The following is a 16,586-nucleotide window of genomic DNA, read 5'->3' on the forward strand; positions in this document are numbered from 1 at the left end:
GCCGTGATTTGTCTTGGCCATTGCGCCAAAGCACCGTAATTCTGCCGCCATGCCCTTATCCGCGACCCTTGACCGCCCCCACGCCGACCAGATGGCGCGCGCTGAAGATATCCTGCGTACAACCTTCGGCTACGAGTTGTTTCGCGGCAAGCAGGCCGAGGTCATCGAACTCGATCCTGTCGGGCCGCGACACACTGGCCGTGCTGCCGACCGGCGGCGGCAAGAGCCTGTGTTACCAGATCCCCGCCATCCTGAGCGGTCGTATCGGCATCGTCATCTCGCCGCTCATCGCCCTGATGAGTGATCAGGTGATGGCGCTGAAGGCGCGTGGTGTCCGCGCCGAACGGCTCGATTCGTCGCAATCGATGGAGGCGCGCAACCAGCTCTGGGACGACGCCTTTTCCGGCAAGCTCGACCTGCTCTACCTGTCGCCGGAAGCGCTCGCGCCGTTCGTGCTTGATCGTCTGGTCAAGCTCAAACCCTCGATCATGGCCATCGACGAGGCCCACTGTATCAGCCAGTGGGGTCACGATTTCCGGCCGGAATATCGCGCGCTCGGTCAGCTTAAATCACTGTTGCCCGATGTGCCGACCCTGGCGCTCACCGCCACCGCCGATGCCCATACCCGCGCCGATATCAAGGCCGCCCTGCATATCGATGACGCCACCGAAATCGTCGCCGGTTTCGATCGCCCCAATCTTTCGCTGCGCTTTGTCCGCCGCAAGGGCGCGGTACTGAAATCGATCGTCGATATTCTGAAGCGTCAAAAAGGCGCCGCCGGCATCATCTATTGCGGCTCACGCGATGGCACGGAAAAACTGGCGCAAAACCTGACCAAGGAAGGCTTTTCGGCCTCGGCCTACCATGCGGGCCTGTCCGCCCAGGTGCGCGAAGACCGGCTCAAAGCCTTCATGGCCGGCAAGTCGAAAATCATGGTCGCCACCATCGCCTTTGGCATGGGCATCAACAAGACTGATGTCCGCTTCGTCATCCACGCCGACCCGCCGTCCTCGACCGAGGCCTACTGGCAGGAGGTCGGCCGCGCCGGTCGTGACGGCCAGCCCGCCGCCGGTATCTGTTTCCATAATCCCGGCGATCTCGGCTGGGCGATCCGACGGTTGGGATTGCGTGAGAATGAGGGCGCGGCCGATCAATCGGTGCAAAAGCAAAAGGCGCGCGATTTCTTCCAGATGGTGCTCGGCACCGATTGCCGCAAAAACGCGATCCGCCAGTATTTCGGCGACGCGGCGACCGAGCCCTGCCGCACCTGCGACAACTGCCTGAGCCGCGGCAAACTACGCGATGTCACCGAGCCCGCGCAGATGCTGATGTCGGCGCTCTATCGCCTGAACGGCCCGCGCGGCCGCAAGAAGCTGATCGAGCACGTCCTGGGCAAATCGACCGGCGCCGATTACACCACGCGCATCAAGACCTTCGGCATCGCCCGCGATTATGACGCTGACCTGCTCACCCATGTGCTCGATCAGTGCGAGGCGGCGGGTATCATCGAGGAAGAGCTGTACGACAACAAGATGCCGATCGTCGGGCTGAAAAACTCCGACCTGCTGAAAGCCCTTTTCAAGGGTGACCTCCGGTTCGAGGTCAAGCTTTAAGCGATACGTTTAAGAACACGGTTAAAGCCCCAATGCCGGCGCCAGTCGCAGCCCAGCCGCAACCGTCCCGACCGCCGATGGCGTCGAAGAGCCGCTGAACCTCCGCACCACGATCGACGTGCAGCCCTAAGGTCTGACGAAACTCCAAAGAAAAAGCCCCGCTGGATCAGCGGGGCTTTTTCTTTTTTAAAGGCCAAGGTGACTTCAGCCTTTACTGTAAATTCTATTTATGACGCTTTACCAGAATTAGCGATTATGGTTTTTGTAATAGGGTACAAACTATAATGGCTTCTGTAACGGTCCATATGTCAACTCCCGATAAGGCTCAGTCCTCGTCGCCGGCTTCATGCTTCTGTACGTAGTCACCGCCAAGGCGCTACAAGATGGTTGTCCTAACGAACCAGGCCGACCAATCTAGGAACGCGCAGTCACCCAAAGAGCTGCTCCCGTTTCACCGGCCTGACCTGATCCGTGCGTCCCGGCGACGGGACCTTGCCATCAGGCGTGGTGGTCTATCCGCCTGAATCTTTTATCTTTAACGCCCCCTATGCAGCCGCAAGGGCGGGATCAAAACATGTGCCGTCAACCAGCATCCGGTGCATTACGACCGCCAGCTTGCGCGCTAACGCAACTTTGGCCTTCTTCATGCCCGATCGTTGTGCAACCCTTGCCGCCCAGCTTTTGAGCTGGGAGCCCTTCACTGGCCTCGTCAGGATAATGTTCGCCGCTTCGTATAGGGCGGTACGAACCTCCTGATCCCCGCATTTAGAGATCCGGCCGGTAATGTCTGTCTCTCCCGACTGATACTTGCGCTGCGTCAGGCCGAAGTGCGCGCCGACGGTTCGCGACGATCGGAAGCGCCCCGGATCATCGATCGCGGGCACAAAGGTAAGCGATATCGGGCCCCCTACGCCAGGAACCGTCATCAACAAGCCCGCACGTTCGTCCTTGCGTGCGCGCACAATCATGCGCGCGTCAAGGACGCGGAACTGTTCGAACAGAACCGCCCGCGCTTTGAGAAGGGCCTCGGTGACTTCTGCCAGGCCCGGGACATCTGCCGCAAGTTCGCGCACCCTCGGCTCGAAGGTTTTGCGGGTCGTCTCTCCCACCTTCAAGCCGTAGCCACGCAAAAGGCCACGCAGGCTCATCTCAAGATCATGCCACTTGCACTGAAGGACTTTGCGGGCAGCCAGAAGCGTGCGGTTATCTTGAGCATCCACCGATTTGCAGTGAACCTGCCGGTACCAGCCCAGGCGCATCAATTGCGCGATTCCCCGGGCATCCTTGCGATCCGTCTTCACCGGCATTGAGCGAAACGCATCACGGACATGCCGGGTCTCAAGAAGGGCAACATCCAGTCCGGCGGCTCTCAATCCCGCGTAAAGCCATTGAGATAAAGGACCGGCTTCAAGCCCAATCCGCTTCACCGCAAAGCCCAGAGCCGAAAACCATGCCAAGAGCGCTTCCGGCTCGCTAGCGACCTTGGCCTCCTTCACGACAACCCCGGCTTCGTCAACCACGCATAGATGCGAGGCTTCCAAAGAAACGTCGATACCCGTATAGTACAACATGGTGGTCTCCTATGATGCTTGGCGCAGTCCAAACACTGACGCCGTAAAACCATCATACCGGGAGGCCACCACCCTTCAAAGGGCCTGCAGCGACCGGACCGTTACACCATCTAGAAAGCGGATTGATCTTCACTAAAACCACTGAGGGATATATGTTCAGACTAGTCTCTATCGGCGCCCTCAGTTTAGTGACTGCTTTTATCGCTTATGCTACCTATACTGGCTATGTATCTTATAAAGCACCAAGGCGCTCAGTAAGTGATTATCATATCGTAGCCGAATGCTCACACATCCCGTTCAATTCCAATCGCTTTCAAGGCTCACCCCTTGAATGTGAGGCTCGCCTGCGGGAGGAAAAATTGCATGTGAAGCACCCCACCCTTATGGTTCGTGAGGGCGATAAGCTAACGATTTTTTATCAAGGCGCGCCTTCGGTCAGCCTTATTCCTGATTTAGGCGCCCGAGAAGGATGTGACAGCTATAACTTACGTAGCATAGTACCGACTTATGACCCGCTTAAACAACAGATGGACTATCTTGCTGAAATTTCATGCCACACGGGTGAGTTCGAAGAACGTTTCATAGTCATGCCCAGCGGGGAGCGATGGAACGTGAATGGAGTTATGGCGTCGCCAAGCGGTCACCTCATAGGCGTCGGTCAAAACAACGTTGCGAACGACGGCTTTGGCGGCTTTACTATACAAGAATGGCCATCACGAAAAATAGTTGCGCGCTTTAAGCCAAGATGCCGTGTTGTAAGCTGGCAAGACGATGCAAATTTAACCGTAACGTGCTTACATGAGCTAAAGCCTTTAGGCGCAGACCTCGATTACTACGTGGCCTTCGATGCCTCCGTCACACGTGACCAAAAACAACGCTGGCGTATGAGAACGTCTCGCTGGCTTAACCCAAGAGCACAAGATTATAATAAGGCCGGAGACGGAGAGTATGCTCCGACCTTATCCCTCCAGTGGCCACTGAATTTTAAACCGGTTACTAACTGACGAGTCTTGCTGCGTTTCATCCTTTAGTTCTTAAGACCTTGGCAGGTGCCTCCAACATAGAGCTTCAGTGATAATCATAGTTATACGCTTCAAATTAATCCCATTTAAAGGCGCGCAGGTTATACACGTCTCACTTTTTTAGGTGCTGTGCAGCAAACACTTGCGCACAGGCGTTAACAGGATTAGGACGCGGGCAGATTTCCGCGCAGGGGAACAAAAGCCCTGTGCCAGATCATCACTGCGGCATTTTTATAGGGAGTTCCCATGGCACGCGCAAAGATTGCTCTGATTGGTTCGGGTATGATCGGGGGCACGCTGGCCCACATCGCCGCCCGTGAAGAACTGGGCGACATCGTCCTCTTCGATATCATGGAAGGTACGCCGCAAGGCAAGGCGCTCGATATCGCCGAAGCCACCGCCGTTTTCGGCAAGGACGTCACCCTGAAGGGCGCCAACGACTATTCCGGCATCGCCGATGCCGACGTCTGCATCGTCACCGCCGGCGTGCCGCGCAAGCCGGGCATGAGCCGCGATGACCTGCTGGGCATCAACCTGAAGGTCATGAAGGCCGTCGGCGAAGGCATCAAGCAATATGCCCCGAACGCCTTCGTCATCTGCATCACCAACCCACTGGACGCCATGGTCTGGGCGCTGCGCGAATTTTCGGGCCTGCCGCACAAGAAGGTCATCGGGATGGCGGGCGTGCTCGATTCGGGCCGCTTCGCCTACTTCCTGGCTGAAAAGACCGGCGTGTCGGTCGAAGACATCCACGCCTGGACCCTGGGCGGTCACGGCGACGACATGGTGCCGATGGTGCGCCACTCCACGATCGGTGGCCTGCCGCTGCCGGAATGCGTGACACAGGGCTTCTTCACCCAGGAAGAACTCGACGCCATCGTGAAGCGTACCCGTGGCGGTGGCGGCGAAATCGTCGCCCTGCTGAAGACCGGTTCGGCCTTCTACGCCCCGGCGGAATTGGCCATCGCCATGGCCAAGTCCTACCTGCTCGACAAGAAGCGCGTCCTGCCGTGCGCCGTGTATCTGAACGGTGAATACGGCCTGCGCGGTCTCTACGTCGGCGTTCCGGCCGTCATCGGCAAGGACGGCGCCGAACGCATCATCGAGTTCTCGACCAATGACGAAGAAAAGGCGATGTTCGCCAAGTCGGTCGAGAGCGTGCAGGGGCTGATCGCCGCCTGTAAGACGATCGATCCGTCGCTGGCGTAAGAGCGCGTTTAGCGGAATACGTAAAAGGACGCCTGCTGGCGTCCTTTTTTGTTGTGGCCAGCGGCGTCAGGCCTTGGTCAAAAAGGCCAGTCGCGTATCGGTGCGGCCGGGTGTGACTTCGGTTATTTCGGCTGTCACCACGCCTTCCACAACGAAGGGATCGTCGGCAACGTGGTGTTCGAGTTCGGTACGCGACAAGCCGTGGGCCAGAACAACGCCGCCGGCGGATGGCTGCAGGCTGCCGGACAGCAGGAAAATGCCGTCATCGAAACGGCGCCTGAGCCAGGCATTGTGGCCCTCCATGTGGGCGGGTGCCTTGGCCTTGTCGGCGAACCTGAGTGTGACGATAAACATGCAAACCTCTGTCAGATATGTATGGGGGATTGGGCATCGAGCCAGGCCTCCATTTCGGCGACCTCGCGGCGTATAAAGTCTTCGTCACGGAAAGCTGTTGCCAGCGCAGCCACGCCCTGGCTGCGCATCAGCAGGTGGAGGGCCAGAGCCTCAGCGTCGACAGCGCGGCCCAGTGCCGTAAACTGCCGTGCCAGCCAGTCGCGAAAAAGCGCGAAAAGCTGGGCGGCATCGCTCTTGGCGCAGTGATCCAGCTTGGCCAGTTCATTGCACAGGGTGCCAACGGGGCAGCCATAGGCCATGATTTTTGTTTGGTTACGTATCAGCATATGGATGAAGCTGCGGATCGTTTCGCCGGGTGTCGCTCCTTCCGCTTCCCACTGGCCGAGCATAGCGCGCGTCCGATCAAGGCGCAGGGCAATGACCGCTGTGAGAATCTCGTCCTTGGTTTTGAAGTGATAATAGAAATTGCCACGCGACAGCCCCACCTCCGCGGCGATATCAGCAAAGGAAGCGCTCTCAAAACCCTGCTCGTAAAACAGCCGGTCCGCCGCTTCGATAATGTGCTGACGCGTATCGTTCGTTGCCATGTGGACTTCCAATTAGGACGATCGACCCAATAACTAGGTCAATCGTCCTAATTTGTCAATGTTGGAAACGCATCGACTTTTCATTCGGTATACGCCAATCTGTGCCGTCAAGGAGTGATTGATCATGAAGCTTTATTTCGCACTCACCATCGCCACCCTGATGACCGCCTGCGCGCCCAGCCAGAAGGCCGAGGCGCAAAATTCCGCCAGCGCCGCCGCTTCCGATCAGGCCAGCGCTGCCATCGCACCCCTGGCACAGGCCGCTGCGGCCACGCCCAGCTTCGATTGCGCGAAGGCGACGCTCAAGGCCGAAACCGCCATCTGCGCCGACCTGCGTCTGGCGCAGCTCGATGTCGAGGTCACGCGCCTCTACGACCTGATCGGCAAGGCACCCGGTGTCGATCGCGCCGCGCTCCAGCGTCAGAAGGGGATCTGGCTCAACAAACGCAACACCTGCGCCACCACCGACAACATCGAAACCTGCCTGCTCAATGTCTATGCCGGTCGCATCAGCGACCTGCGCGCCGGCTATCCGGTGGCGCGCAGCGATACCGCGGTCAGCATCGGCCCCGTAGCCTGGCGCTGCCCCGGCGCCAGCGATCTTTCGACCACCTTCATCAATGGCGAAACCTCCATGGCCTATGTCAAATGGGCGGAGAAGAGCGCGGTTCTGACGCAAGGCCTGAGCGCTTCGGGCGCGCGCTACGCCATCACCCTGCCGGAAGGCGATTACGAATTCTGGACCAAGGGCGACGAGACGATGTGGACCGCGCCCGGTTCGGTCATGATGACCTGTACGGAGCAAAAACAATGAAAAAGATGACCACCTTCTGCGTATTGGCCGGGCTGTTGCTGCTCACCGCCTGCGCCAAGCGGCCGATGGGCGGCCCGAACGATCCGGCGCTGGTGCGCGGCATCATCGACGGCCTTTTTGCGCCGATCTCCTTCGTGCTCAGCCTGTTTTCCGATACCGTCCGCATGTACGCCTTCCCCAATATCGGCCGCTGGTACGATTTCGGCTTCCTGATCGGCTTGAGTGCCTGGGGCGGCGGCGCCTCGACCGTGACGCGCTATGTCTATATCGATCGCCGCAGCGGTCGCACGCTCGATGTCGAGGAACGCTGACTTGACGGCGGCGCGCCAAAAGGTAAACCGGAAGCATGACAAACCTTCCGCACACCTCTCCTCTGGGCCCGACACTTGAAACCGAACGCCTGATCCTGCGTCCGCCGGTCGATGCCGATTTCGCTGGTTTCTGCGCCTTCCATGCCGATGACAAGGCCATGACCTTTCTCGGCGGCCTGTCCTCGCCCCCCGTGGTCTGGCGCATCATGCGCACCATCGCCGGTTCGTGGGCGCTCGATGGCTTCGGCATGTTCAGCGTCATCGAGAAAAGCTCCGGCGACTGGATCGGCCGCATTGGCCCGCTGCATCCGCATGGCTGGCCGGAACGCGAGGTCGGCTGGGGTTTACTCAGCACAGCGCAAGGCAAGGACTATGCGAAGGAAGCCGCCATCGCCTGCATGGATTTCGCAGCGGACAGGCTGGACTGGGACGTGATCATCCATAGCATCGACCCCGGCAATCTGCCCTCGGCGGCGCTGGCGAAAGCGCTCGGCTCCTCTGTCATGCGTCAGGCCCGCCTGCCCGATCCCTATGCTAATATGATCGTCGATATTTGGGGCCAGACCCGCGCCGAATGGCGGATCAATCGTGAGAAGCTGCTGAATAACAAGGCTTAAAATTTTCCTAAGGGCTCACGCTTGACTCCATGCCCTATTTAACCGATAAGTTATTTAACAATTCGGTTAAATTGAGTTTGCGTATGTCTTCAGATCGCCTGTCCCAGACCCTGACCGCGCTTGCCGATCCGACGCGACGCGCCATACTGGCCCGTTTGTCGCTTGGCGAAACCACGGTCACCGAACTGGCCGAACCCTTCGCCATGAGCCTGCCGGCGGTTTCCAAGCATCTCAAGGTGCTGGAAAAAGCCGGGCTGATCTCGCGCGGTCGTGAGGCTCAGTGGCGACCGTGCAAGCTGGAACCGGAACCGCTGAAAGAGGTGGATGCCTGGATCGGCGAGTACCGCAAGATGTGGGAAGCCCGTTTCGACCGCCTCGACGCCTATCTCAAGACACTCAAACCCGATGGCCCCACCAACTGATGCCCAGCTAACCGCAAAGTGAATTGAGGCGACCGCCATGTGGTGGCAAGACTACAAGGCACTCTGGCAAGCCCGCTTCGATCGCCTGGCGATCTATCTGAAAACCCTACAGGAAAAGGGACGAGACACGTGACCGAGATAACCGACACCCCCGCCTTCGAGGTGATCAATACGCGCCGCTTATCCTTTTCGCCGGCGCAGGTGTTTCAGGCCTTCACCGATCCGGAGCAGTTGCAGATCTGGTGGGGCCCGGAAGGCTTCACCAACCGCTTCGAGACCTTCGATCTGCGCGTTGGCGGAAGCTGGCTGTTCACCATGATCAATGAAAACGACCGCGAATTCCCAATCGTGAAGGAATTCATCGAGGTGACGCCGCAGCGAATCATCATGAAGCACATCCAGCCGATGCACGACTTCGTCATGACCATCACCTTCCAGCCCGGCCCTGACGAAACAACCGACCTGACCTGGATCATGGACTTCGCGCCCGGCCAGGATGACGGTCTCGCCACCTTTCTCCACGCCGCCAACGAACAGAATTTTGACCGGCTTGAAGCCCATTTAAACAGCCTCTGAGGACTTACATCATGACTCTGGAAACACCCGCCGCCGAAGACGAGGCCTTCAAGCTTGCCCGCACCTTCGATGCCTCGAAAGCCCTGTTGTGGGACGTGGTGACCAAGGCCGAGCATCTTGCCAACTGGTTCGGCCCCGCCGGCATGAAACTGATCGTCAAATCACTGGACCTCAAGGTCGGCGGCACCTTCCTCTATGGCATGCAAATGCCCACGGGTGTGACCATGTGGGGCAAGTGGGTGTTCCGCGAGATCAGCGCGCCGGACAAGATAGCTTATGTCGTCTCCTTCTGTAACGAAGCCGGCCAGCCGGTGCGTCACCCGATGGCGCCGCTGTGGCCGCTGGAAGTGCTGGCGATCCAGACGCTCACCGAAAAAGACGGAAAGACGATTTACGAGAGCCGTTCCTTCCCGATCAATGCCACACCGGAAGAACGCGCCATCTTCAAGGCGGGCCATGCCAGTATGCAGATGGGCTTCGGCGGCACCTTCACGCAGCTCGAACTGTACCTGGCCAAACTCAAATGACCCAGCCCGTTCTGATCCGGGCCGCCAAGCCCGAAACCTTTACGGTCGAACGCGATTACGCCCATCCCGTCTCGCTTGTCTTCTGGGCCTTCACCGATCTGGAAGCCAAGCAGATGTGGTATGGTGGCAAGCCAAAATGGGAGGTCACGCACCACACGCTCGACTTCACGGTCGGCGGCTGGGAAAAATGGCGCGGCCGCCCCCATGGCGATGCACCGTGGATGACCAATGACGGCCTCTATCTCGATATCCTGCCGGATGAGCGCATCATTCATCAGTACACCATGACCATGGACGGCAAGCTGTTCACTGTGTCGCAGCAGGTGCTGGAATTTGCATCCAAAGGTTCCGGCTCTAACATCAGGCTAACCGAGCAGATCCTGTTTATCGATGGCGTCGATCATCTCGAAGACCGTATCGACGGCACGCAAGGCATGCTCAACTCGCTAAACGCCCACCTCTACACACTTCCGGAAAAAAAGAAATGATGGCACTCATTATCATCCTGATTGTGGCGGCGCTCGTCACCTTCCTGCTCGTGGTCGTCAGCAAGCCGAACAATTTCCGCATGCAGCGTTCGCTGACCATCAACGCCCCGGCCGAGGTCATCTACGCCCAGATAAACGATTTTCATAAGTGGCAGGCCTGGTCGCCATGGGAACAGCTCGATCCGGACCTCACACGCACCTATAGCGGCGCGCCTTCCGGCATCGGCGCGGTCTATGACTGGACAGGGAACGGCAAAGCCGGTCAGGGCCGCATGTCGATCCGCGAAGCGACGCCCGGCCATCGGCTGCTGATCCATCTCGACTTCATCAAGCCTTTTCCGGCCACCAACAGCGCCGAATTTCTGCTCCAGCCGGCTTCGGGTTCGGACGGTAACAGCACCGTGGTGACCTGGGCCATGTTCGGACCGTCGCCCTTCATGTCGAAACTCATGGGCAGCCTGATGAAAATGGACGACCTGATCGGCAAGGACTTTGAGCGCGGCCTGGCCAATCTCAAGACCCTCAGCGAAAAAGCCGCTTAAGCGGCGATAACAACAAGGAGACCCCGGATGAAACGCCTGCTCATGACCTGCGCAGCCCTGACACTTTGCGCCTGCTCGCCCGCCCCCAAGGCCACGCCGACCGCCGCGGAATCGGTCTCTGCTTCGGCCAGCGCCGTCCCGTCCATCGAAGGTATACCGGCGGGCGATTACAAGACCGACCCGACTCACACCGCCCTGACCTTCACGGTCAATCACCTCGGCTATTCGCACTACACGGCGCAGTTCAACACGATCGACGCGCGCCTGAAACTGGATCCGGCGCATCCCGAACAGGCGTCCCTGACGGTCGAGATCGACCCGCTGTCGCTCGATCTGCCGGCACCGCCCAAGGGCTTCCATGACGAGTTGATGGGCAAGGCGTGGTTTGACGCCAAGGCCTTCCCGAAGATCACCTTCATTTCCAATAAAATAGAAACGACCGGCGCCCACACAGCGAAGGTCACCGGTAATCTGACCCTTCACGGCGTCACCAAACCGGTCACGCTCGATGTCACCTTCAACGGCGGTTACGCCGGCATGGCGGGTTACGATCCGAACGCCCGCATCGGCTTCTCGGCCACGGGCTCGCTCAAGCGCGCCGATTTCGGCATCGCCTATGGCATCCCCGCCCCCGGCACCACCATGGGCGTCAGCGATGCCGTCGATTTTCGCATCGAGACTGAAATGACCGGTCCGGCGCTCAAAGCCAGCTAGGAGTTCTGACCATGAACATCACACCCTATCTCAACTTCCCCGGCACCTGCGCCGAGGCTTTCAGATTTTACGCCGAAACGCTTCAAGGCGAGATCATCTTCCTGCAAACCCACGGCGACAGCCCCATGAAGGACATGGTCGGGCCGGAATGGCAGGACAAGGTTATGCACGCCACGCTTAAGGTCGGTGATCATGAAATCTCCGGCTCGGATGCGCCCCTGCATATGTTCGCCAAGCCCGCCGGCTTCATGGTGACGATCAACCCCGCCGATCCCGAACACGCGAAACGCATCTTCGCCGCTTTCAAAGAGGGCGGCGAGGTCAAGATGGAGCTTCAGGAAACCTTCTGGACGCCGCTGTTCGGCATGGTCACCGATCGTTTCGGCACACCGTGGATGATCAGTCTCGAAGCAGGAGCGCCGGCATGAGCCACCTAACCGACCTGACCACCGAGGCGAACGATATCGTCCTTGTCCGCCATTTTGATGCGCCGCGCTCGCTGGTCTTTATGGCCTGGACCGATCCGGTCATGCTGGCCGAATGGTGGGGGCCGGAAGGCTTCACCGCCAAGGTCGAGGCAGATGTACGCGAAGGTGGCGAGATGTCGCTGACCATGTACAGCGCGGAAGGCGAGGCCTATCCGATCGGCGGCCATTTCGGCGAGATCGTGCCCAATGAGGTGCTGGTCATGATCATGGATGCCAGCCGCCATTCGGAAGGCTGGCATGAGGCGGTCAAGGCCGGCTTTATCGAGGCTGGCGGCAAGGCCGAAGACTATAATGCCGATCCGATCGAGACCCGCATCACGTTCGACGACGACGGCGAGGGCACGAAGGTCACCGTGCGCCAGACCTTCACCATGGCCACGATGCGCGACGCCCACGTCAGGCTTGGCAGCGCGGTTGGCTGGAGCGGCAGCTTCAACAAGCTCGACGCTGTGCTGGCGAAGGCAAATCCTCAAGGGTTTCTTGAAGCAGCGAAAGCCGAAAACAACTCAGAACTCGCAAACATGCTCACCACTCCGCAGGGGCAAATCGCTAACTATGATGGCGAATATATCGAATTGGGCAGGAGACGCACACGTTTGTCACAAGTGAATACGGCGGCCTTGTTCAATATACGCGATCAATTCGTCACGGCGATTGATGCGAAACGGAAGGCGATTGAGCCTGGTCTTGTAAGGATGCCGACCCCGCCACAGGTCGAGTTACCCGGGCCTTTCATATACGACACGCCAGAGACAAAAAATACGCGCTAAAACCAGCCGTCGTGGCGCAGCGCCTTATGAAAGCTGCGGCTGACCGGTGCGGTCACATCGCCCTTGAGTGTAAAGCCGACACGGCCGTTCGAACGGTTCGTGTCGGTCACCGCGTCGCGCGCCACCCACCACGAGCGATGGGTCTGAGAGCCCTCGATACCGTCAAGTTCGCGGATGGCATCATAGAGCCGCATCAGGATCAGGGTGTCGCCGGCCGAGGTATGGACGCGCAGGTAATGGTCCTCGGCTTCCAGTGCATAGATCTCGGCGTGGCGGTATTTGAACGGCAGGCGTTCGCGGAAAATGGCCCCCGGTTCGGTCTTGTCTTCGGCCTTGAAGGCGTGGCTTTGCGCCGGCGTGCCGCTGATCAGGACGTGCAGCGCCGCCATGGCCAGGGTGATCACCAGCACCGGCCCGAAGAGATAAATCAGGCGCGCCGGATGCAGGCTGTGGTCTGTGCTGAAACCCGCGGTCACCAGCCACACCATGACGCAGATCAGCGGCGTGGTGATGGCGATCATCGCCACGAGGGTCTGCCACAGATTGAAATTGGCGAAGCGATCGAGCGCGCGGCCGGTGACCTGCGCCGCCAGCGTCCCCAGCACCAACACCACCACCCAGTAAGCAAAGCGTATAAGAAGCGGGATGCCGTCCGTGCCGTTGGCGGCGGTAAAGGTCAGCAGCAGGGCCATGCCGAGCGCGATGCCGTAGGTGCGCAGCCAGTGCGGCCCCACGAGGGTGGCGATCAGGTCTGTCATCCGCGAAGCGCCAGTGGCAGGGGCTGTCTTTTCACGAAGAAGGTCGGGCGTTTCACGCATGCGTCCGGGCATCCAAAAGGGTTTGCGCCTTTATGGGGCAATCACGCCTTCAAAGGAAGCCCAGCATGTCGACCCAAGCCTCATTTCTCTCCGCCTACGCCCATCCGCACCTGCCGAACCTGGCCCTGATCGGCGAAGTGTCGCCGGTGATCCAGATTCACCTGCTGGCTGCCGTAGCTGCATTTGTGATCGGCGCGGTACAGATTTTTGGCCCCAAGGGCACAGGCATGCACCGCATCCTCGGCTGGACCTGGATCATCTTCATGATGGTGGTGGCGGGATCGTCCTTCTTCATTAAGACCATCAATCACGGCAGTTTCAGCTTTATCCATATCCTGTCGGGCGCCACCCTGATCGCCGCGCCGATGATCGTCTATGCCGCACGCAAGAAGGACATCAAGGCGCACCGGAAATACGCCACCCGCCTCTATACCGGCGCCTTGCTGATCGCCGGCCTGTTTACCTTCCTGCCGGGCCGCCTGATGTGGCAGATGCTGTTTGGCTGAACATAGTGTTCTGGCTAGCTTCAATCTTCCCCTCTCCCCTCGTGAGGGGAGAGGACGGGAGCTGAGCAAAGCGATAGCGACCGGGTGAGGGGCGATCCATAAGCCGACACAAGCCCCTCACCCGACATTCTGCGGCCAAGGCTTACGCCTTCGCCTGGCCTGTCGTCCTCTCCCCATAGTCATGGGGAGAGGGGATAAAGTGTATAACCCTTTGCCCAGGCTTGTTATTGTGCACACGCAACAATCAGCCTTGACAACGCTGTCGCCTTTATAGGGTCGACGTTAGCGCTAACATTCTTGTCGCAGCAAGCAAAACCGTTAAGCGCGAAATAGCCGGATTTCAGGAAATTTATATCTGTGAGCGGTTGCACACAGGCACGCGCCTCTCTATAAAGCGTCCGTTCGAAGGACGGGCGCGATGATCCGTACCTAGCACCTCTTTGCCTCTGGCAAGCATCACAAGACCGGTTTCATGAACATTCACGAGCATCAAGCTAAGGCCGTCCTCAAAGAGTTCGGCGTCGCCGTTCCGCGCGGATTCGCTGTATATTCCCCCGATGAGGCCCTGAAGGCCGCCAAGGATCTGGCCAAGGACACGGGCACGAAAGTCTTCGTCGTCAAGTCGCAGATCCACGCTGGCGGTCGCGGCAAGGGCAAGTTCGAAGGCCTCGGCGCCGACGCCAAGGGCGGCGTCCGCGTCGTCTTTTCGCCTGAGGACGTCAAGTCCAACGCCGACGAAATGCTCGGCCGCGTGCTCGTCACGCACCAGACCGGCCCTGCCGGCAAGCAAGTCAACCGCCTCTATATCGAAGAAGGCGCCGATATAGCCAAGGAACTCTACCTGTCCCTGCTGGTCGATCGCGTCTCGTCGCGCGTCTCGGTCGTCGCGTCGACCGAAGGCGGCATGGACATCGAAGACGTGGCGCACAACACGCCTGAAAAGATCCACACCTTCACCATCGATCCGGCCACCGGCGTTTTCCCGACCCACGGCCGCACCCTGGCCAAGGCGCTGGGCCTGAAGGGCGACCTCGCCAAGCAAGGCGCCAAGCTGCTCGGCCAACTGTACGCGGCGTTCAACGCCAAGGACATGGACATGCTGGAAATCAACCCGCTGATCATCACGGGTGACGACAAGCTGATCGTGCTCGACGCCAAGGTGTCGTTCGATTCGAACTCGCTGTTCCGCCATCCGGACATCTTCGCCCTGCGCGACGAAACGGAAGAAGACCAGAAGGAAATCGAAGCCTCAAAGTACGACCTCAGCTACATCGCCCTCGACGGTGAAATCGGCTGCATGGTCAATGGCGCAGGCCTGGCCATGGCCACGCTCGACATCATCAAGCTCTACGGTTCCGAGCCCGCCAACTTCCTCGACGTCGGTGGCGGCGCCACCACGGAAAAGGTGACGGCGGCGTTCAAGATCATCACCTCCGATCCGAAGGTCAAGGGCATCCTGGTCAACATCTTCGGTGGCATCATGAAGTGCGACATCATCGCGGAAGGCGTCATCGCCGCCGTGAAGGAAGTCGGCCTGAAGGTGCCGCTCGTGGTGCGCTTAGAGGGCACCAATGTCGAACTCGGCAAGAAAATCATCAATGAGAGCGGCCTGAACGTAATCGCCGCCAACGATCTGGCCGATGCGGCCGCCAAGATCGTCAAGGCCGTGAAGGGTTAAGTATCAATGTCTGTTCTAATCGATCGCAACACCAAGGTTATCACGCAGGGTTTCACCGGCGCGCAAGGCACCTTCCACTCCGAACAAGCCATCGCCTACGGTACGCAGGTCGTTGGCGGCGTCACCCCCGGCAAGGGCGGTCAGACGCACCTTAACCTGCCGGTCTATGACACCGTGGCCGAAGCGCGTGAGCGCACCGGCGCCACCGCCACCGCTATCTACGTGCCGCCCCCCTTCGCCGCCGACTCGATCCTGGAGGCCATTGAGGCCGAAATGGAACTGATCGTCTGCATCACCGAAGGCATTCCGGTGCTGGACATGGTCAAGATCAAGCGCGCCCTGTCGGGTTCGAAGTCGCGCCTCATCGGCCCGAACTGCCCCGGCGTCCTGACCCCCAACCAGTGCAAGATCGGCATCATGCCGGGCAACATCTTCTCGGCCGGTTCGGTCGGCGTTGTGTCGCGCTCCGGCACGCTCACCTATGAAGCCGTGTTCCAGACCACTAACGCCGGCCTCGGCCAGACCACCGCTGTCGGTATCGGCGGCGATCCGGTCAAGGGCACCGAGTTCATCGACATCCTGGAAATGTTCCTCGCCGATGAAGAAACGAAGTCGATCATCATGATCGGCGAAATCGGCGGTTCGGCCGAAGAAGACGCCGCGCAGTTCATCCGTGATGAAGCCAAGCGCGGCCGCAAGAAGCCCATGGCCGGCTTCATCGCTGGCCGCACGGCGCCTCCGGGCCGTCGCATGGGCCATGCCGGCGCCATCATCTCCGGTGGCAAGGGCGGCGCGGAAGACAAGATCGCGGCCATGGAGGCAGCGGGCATCAAAGTCGCCCCTTCCCCCGCCGCTCTTGGCGAAACGCTCCTGAGCGTCTTAAAGGGTCTTTAAATAGTCTGATTTATGCCCCAGAGCCTTATGGCCCTGGGGCATAATTTCGTGTAAAGAGTGAAAAC

21 protein-coding genes are annotated in these 16,586 nt (G+C 59.4%); 17 read left to right on the forward strand and 4 right to left on the reverse strand.

Annotated elements, in window-relative coordinates; genetic code table 11:
* Positions 1-68: 68 nt before the first annotated feature.
* Positions 69-1,613, forward strand: a complete 1,545-nt coding sequence (locus ABQ278_RS00065; RefSeq protein ID WP_349320642.1) for a RecQ family ATP-dependent DNA helicase — start codon at positions 69-71, stop codon at positions 1,611-1,613.
* A 545-nt stretch (positions 1,614-2,158) separates the two neighbouring features.
* Here ABQ278_RS00065 and ABQ278_RS00070 read toward each other — a convergent pair.
* The gene (locus tag ABQ278_RS00070; protein WP_349320643.1) at positions 2,159-3,184 is read right to left on the reverse strand and encodes an IS110 family transposase; all 1,026 of its coding nucleotides are present in this window, start codon (positions 3,182-3,184) and stop codon (positions 2,159-2,161) included.
* Between the two features lie 152 nt (positions 3,185-3,336).
* Here ABQ278_RS00070 and ABQ278_RS00075 point away from each other — a divergent pair, with 152 nt between their 5' ends.
* Positions 3,337-4,188, forward strand: coding sequence for a hypothetical protein (locus ABQ278_RS00075; RefSeq protein WP_349320644.1), 852 nt, complete (start codon positions 3,337-3,339; stop codon positions 4,186-4,188).
* Between the two features lie 264 nt (positions 4,189-4,452).
* Complete coding sequence (gene mdh, locus ABQ278_RS00080; protein ID WP_349320645.1) at positions 4,453-5,415, forward strand: malate dehydrogenase; 963 nt, start codon at positions 4,453-4,455, stop codon at positions 5,413-5,415.
* Between the two features lie 66 nt (positions 5,416-5,481).
* On the opposite strand, the gene ABQ278_RS00085 is transcribed toward mdh, so the two are convergent.
* Entirely contained in the window at positions 5,482-5,769 is a 288-nt protein-coding gene (locus ABQ278_RS00085) for a YciI family protein (RefSeq protein WP_349320646.1), read from the reverse strand.
* Positions 5,770-5,780: 11 nt separating this feature from the next.
* Positions 5,781-6,356, reverse strand: a complete 576-nt coding sequence (locus ABQ278_RS00090; RefSeq protein ID WP_349320647.1) for a TetR/AcrR family transcriptional regulator — start codon at positions 6,354-6,356, stop codon at positions 5,781-5,783.
* A 124-nt stretch (positions 6,357-6,480) separates the two neighbouring features.
* On the opposite strand from ABQ278_RS00090, the gene ABQ278_RS00095 reads away from it, so the two are divergent.
* The 11 genes from ABQ278_RS00095 (at position 6,481) to ABQ278_RS00145 (ending at position 12,625) form a co-directional block, all read left to right on the forward strand.
* Entirely contained in the window at positions 6,481-7,170 is a 690-nt protein-coding gene (locus ABQ278_RS00095; RefSeq protein WP_349320648.1) for an MliC family protein, read from the forward strand.
* Entirely contained in the window at positions 7,167-7,481 is a 315-nt protein-coding gene (locus ABQ278_RS00100; RefSeq protein ID WP_349320649.1) for a hypothetical protein, read from the forward strand. The genes ABQ278_RS00095 and ABQ278_RS00100 overlap by 4 nt, the downstream gene beginning before the upstream one ends.
* A 35-nt stretch (positions 7,482-7,516) precedes the next feature.
* On the forward strand, positions 7,517-8,098 hold the full coding sequence (locus ABQ278_RS00105; RefSeq protein ID WP_349320650.1) for a GNAT family N-acetyltransferase: 582 nt from the start codon (positions 7,517-7,519) through the stop codon (positions 8,096-8,098).
* An 83-nt stretch (positions 8,099-8,181) separates the two neighbouring features.
* On the forward strand, positions 8,182-8,520 hold the full coding sequence (locus ABQ278_RS00110) for a metalloregulator ArsR/SmtB family transcription factor (protein WP_349320651.1): 339 nt from the start codon (positions 8,182-8,184) through the stop codon (positions 8,518-8,520).
* A 129-nt stretch (positions 8,521-8,649) separates the two neighbouring features.
* A complete protein-coding gene (locus ABQ278_RS00115) occupies positions 8,650-9,096 on the forward strand; it encodes an SRPBCC domain-containing protein (protein ID WP_349320652.1) in 447 nt (148 codons plus the stop codon).
* Between the two features lie 11 nt (positions 9,097-9,107).
* Positions 9,108-9,623 (forward strand): SRPBCC domain-containing protein, encoded by a 516-nt coding sequence (locus tag ABQ278_RS00120; protein WP_349320653.1) that lies wholly within the window; start codon positions 9,108-9,110, stop codon positions 9,621-9,623.
* Positions 9,620-10,111: an SRPBCC domain-containing protein gene (locus tag ABQ278_RS00125; protein ID WP_349320654.1), complete on the forward strand. Its 492-nt coding sequence runs from the start codon at positions 9,620-9,622 to the stop codon at positions 10,109-10,111. The genes ABQ278_RS00120 and ABQ278_RS00125 overlap by 4 nt, the downstream gene beginning before the upstream one ends.
* Positions 10,108-10,653 carry an SRPBCC family protein gene (locus ABQ278_RS00130; protein ID WP_349320655.1) on the forward strand — a complete coding sequence of 182 codons (546 nt, stop codon included), beginning with the start codon at positions 10,108-10,110 and terminating at the stop codon, positions 10,651-10,653. The genes ABQ278_RS00125 and ABQ278_RS00130 overlap by 4 nt, the downstream gene beginning before the upstream one ends.
* Before the next feature lie 27 nt (positions 10,654-10,680).
* Complete coding sequence (locus ABQ278_RS00135; RefSeq protein ID WP_349320656.1) at positions 10,681-11,367, forward strand: YceI family protein; 687 nt, start codon at positions 10,681-10,683, stop codon at positions 11,365-11,367.
* Between the two features lie 11 nt (positions 11,368-11,378).
* On the forward strand, positions 11,379-11,795 hold the full coding sequence (locus tag ABQ278_RS00140; RefSeq protein ID WP_349320657.1) for a VOC family protein: 417 nt from the start codon (positions 11,379-11,381) through the stop codon (positions 11,793-11,795).
* Complete coding sequence (locus tag ABQ278_RS00145; RefSeq protein WP_349320658.1) at positions 11,792-12,625, forward strand: SRPBCC domain-containing protein; 834 nt, start codon at positions 11,792-11,794, stop codon at positions 12,623-12,625. Before ABQ278_RS00140 ends, ABQ278_RS00145 begins: the two co-directional genes overlap by 4 nt.
* Here the strand turns inward: ABQ278_RS00145 and ABQ278_RS00150 are convergent.
* Positions 12,622-13,443 (reverse strand): LytTR family DNA-binding domain-containing protein, encoded by an 822-nt coding sequence (locus ABQ278_RS00150; RefSeq protein WP_349320659.1) that lies wholly within the window; start codon positions 13,441-13,443, stop codon positions 12,622-12,624. The genes ABQ278_RS00145 and ABQ278_RS00150 overlap by 4 nt on opposite strands.
* Positions 13,444-13,508: 65 nt before the next feature.
* Between ABQ278_RS00150 and ABQ278_RS00155 the strand changes: the two genes are divergently transcribed.
* The 3 genes from ABQ278_RS00155 to sucD all read left to right on the forward strand — a co-directional run bounded on the left by ABQ278_RS00155 (position 13,509) and on the right by sucD (position 16,521).
* Positions 13,509-13,949, forward strand: coding sequence for a DUF2306 domain-containing protein (locus ABQ278_RS00155; RefSeq protein WP_349320660.1), 441 nt, complete (start codon positions 13,509-13,511; stop codon positions 13,947-13,949).
* Between the two features lie 472 nt (positions 13,950-14,421).
* Complete coding sequence (gene sucC / locus ABQ278_RS00160; protein WP_349320661.1) at positions 14,422-15,627, forward strand: ADP-forming succinate--CoA ligase subunit beta; 1,206 nt, start codon at positions 14,422-14,424, stop codon at positions 15,625-15,627.
* A gap of 6 nt (positions 15,628-15,633) precedes the next feature.
* On the forward strand, positions 15,634-16,521 hold the full coding sequence (sucD, locus tag ABQ278_RS00165) for a succinate--CoA ligase subunit alpha (protein WP_018080573.1): 888 nt from the start codon (positions 15,634-15,636) through the stop codon (positions 16,519-16,521).
* Positions 16,522-16,586: the final 65 nt, after the last annotated feature.

This window comes from Asticcacaulis sp. MM231 (genome assembly GCF_964186625.1).
Classification (GTDB): Bacteria; Pseudomonadota; Alphaproteobacteria; order Caulobacterales; family Caulobacteraceae; genus Asticcacaulis.

What these genes read in the sequence shown, in the direction of transcription:
- ABQ278_RS00070 (WP_349320643.1), bottom strand. Translation starts at nt 3,184, where the DNA reads ATGTTGTACTATACGGGTATCGACGTTTCTTTGGAAGCCTCGCATCTA.
- ABQ278_RS00075 (WP_349320644.1), top strand. Translation starts at nt 3,337, where the DNA reads ATGTTCAGACTAGTCTCTATCGGCGCCCTCAGTTTAGTGACTGCTTTT.
- mdh (WP_349320645.1), top strand. Translation starts at nt 4,453, where the DNA reads ATGGCACGCGCAAAGATTGCTCTGATTGGTTCGGGTATGATCGGGGGC.
- ABQ278_RS00085 (WP_349320646.1), bottom strand. Translation starts at nt 5,769, where the DNA reads ATGTTTATCGTCACACTCAGGTTCGCCGACAAGGCCAAGGCACCCGCC.
- ABQ278_RS00090 (WP_349320647.1), bottom strand. Translation starts at nt 6,356, where the DNA reads ATGGCAACGAACGATACGCGTCAGCACATTATCGAAGCGGCGGACCGG.
- ABQ278_RS00095 (WP_349320648.1), top strand. Translation starts at nt 6,481, where the DNA reads ATGAAGCTTTATTTCGCACTCACCATCGCCACCCTGATGACCGCCTGC.
- ABQ278_RS00100 (WP_349320649.1), top strand. Translation starts at nt 7,167, where the DNA reads ATGAAAAAGATGACCACCTTCTGCGTATTGGCCGGGCTGTTGCTGCTC.
- ABQ278_RS00105 (WP_349320650.1), top strand. Translation starts at nt 7,517, where the DNA reads ATGACAAACCTTCCGCACACCTCTCCTCTGGGCCCGACACTTGAAACC.
- ABQ278_RS00110 (WP_349320651.1), top strand. Translation starts at nt 8,182, where the DNA reads ATGTCTTCAGATCGCCTGTCCCAGACCCTGACCGCGCTTGCCGATCCG.
- ABQ278_RS00120 (WP_349320653.1), top strand. Translation starts at nt 9,108, where the DNA reads ATGACTCTGGAAACACCCGCCGCCGAAGACGAGGCCTTCAAGCTTGCC.
- ABQ278_RS00125 (WP_349320654.1), top strand. Translation starts at nt 9,620, where the DNA reads ATGACCCAGCCCGTTCTGATCCGGGCCGCCAAGCCCGAAACCTTTACG.
- ABQ278_RS00130 (WP_349320655.1), top strand. Translation starts at nt 10,108, where the DNA reads ATGATGGCACTCATTATCATCCTGATTGTGGCGGCGCTCGTCACCTTC.
- ABQ278_RS00135 (WP_349320656.1), top strand. Translation starts at nt 10,681, where the DNA reads ATGAAACGCCTGCTCATGACCTGCGCAGCCCTGACACTTTGCGCCTGC.
- ABQ278_RS00140 (WP_349320657.1), top strand. Translation starts at nt 11,379, where the DNA reads ATGAACATCACACCCTATCTCAACTTCCCCGGCACCTGCGCCGAGGCT.
- ABQ278_RS00145 (WP_349320658.1), top strand. Translation starts at nt 11,792, where the DNA reads ATGAGCCACCTAACCGACCTGACCACCGAGGCGAACGATATCGTCCTT.
- ABQ278_RS00150 (WP_349320659.1), bottom strand. Translation starts at nt 13,443, where the DNA reads ATGCGTGAAACGCCCGACCTTCTTCGTGAAAAGACAGCCCCTGCCACT.
- ABQ278_RS00155 (WP_349320660.1), top strand. Translation starts at nt 13,509, where the DNA reads ATGTCGACCCAAGCCTCATTTCTCTCCGCCTACGCCCATCCGCACCTG.
- sucC (WP_349320661.1), top strand. Translation starts at nt 14,422, where the DNA reads ATGAACATTCACGAGCATCAAGCTAAGGCCGTCCTCAAAGAGTTCGGC.
- sucD (WP_018080573.1), top strand. Translation starts at nt 15,634, where the DNA reads ATGTCTGTTCTAATCGATCGCAACACCAAGGTTATCACGCAGGGTTTC.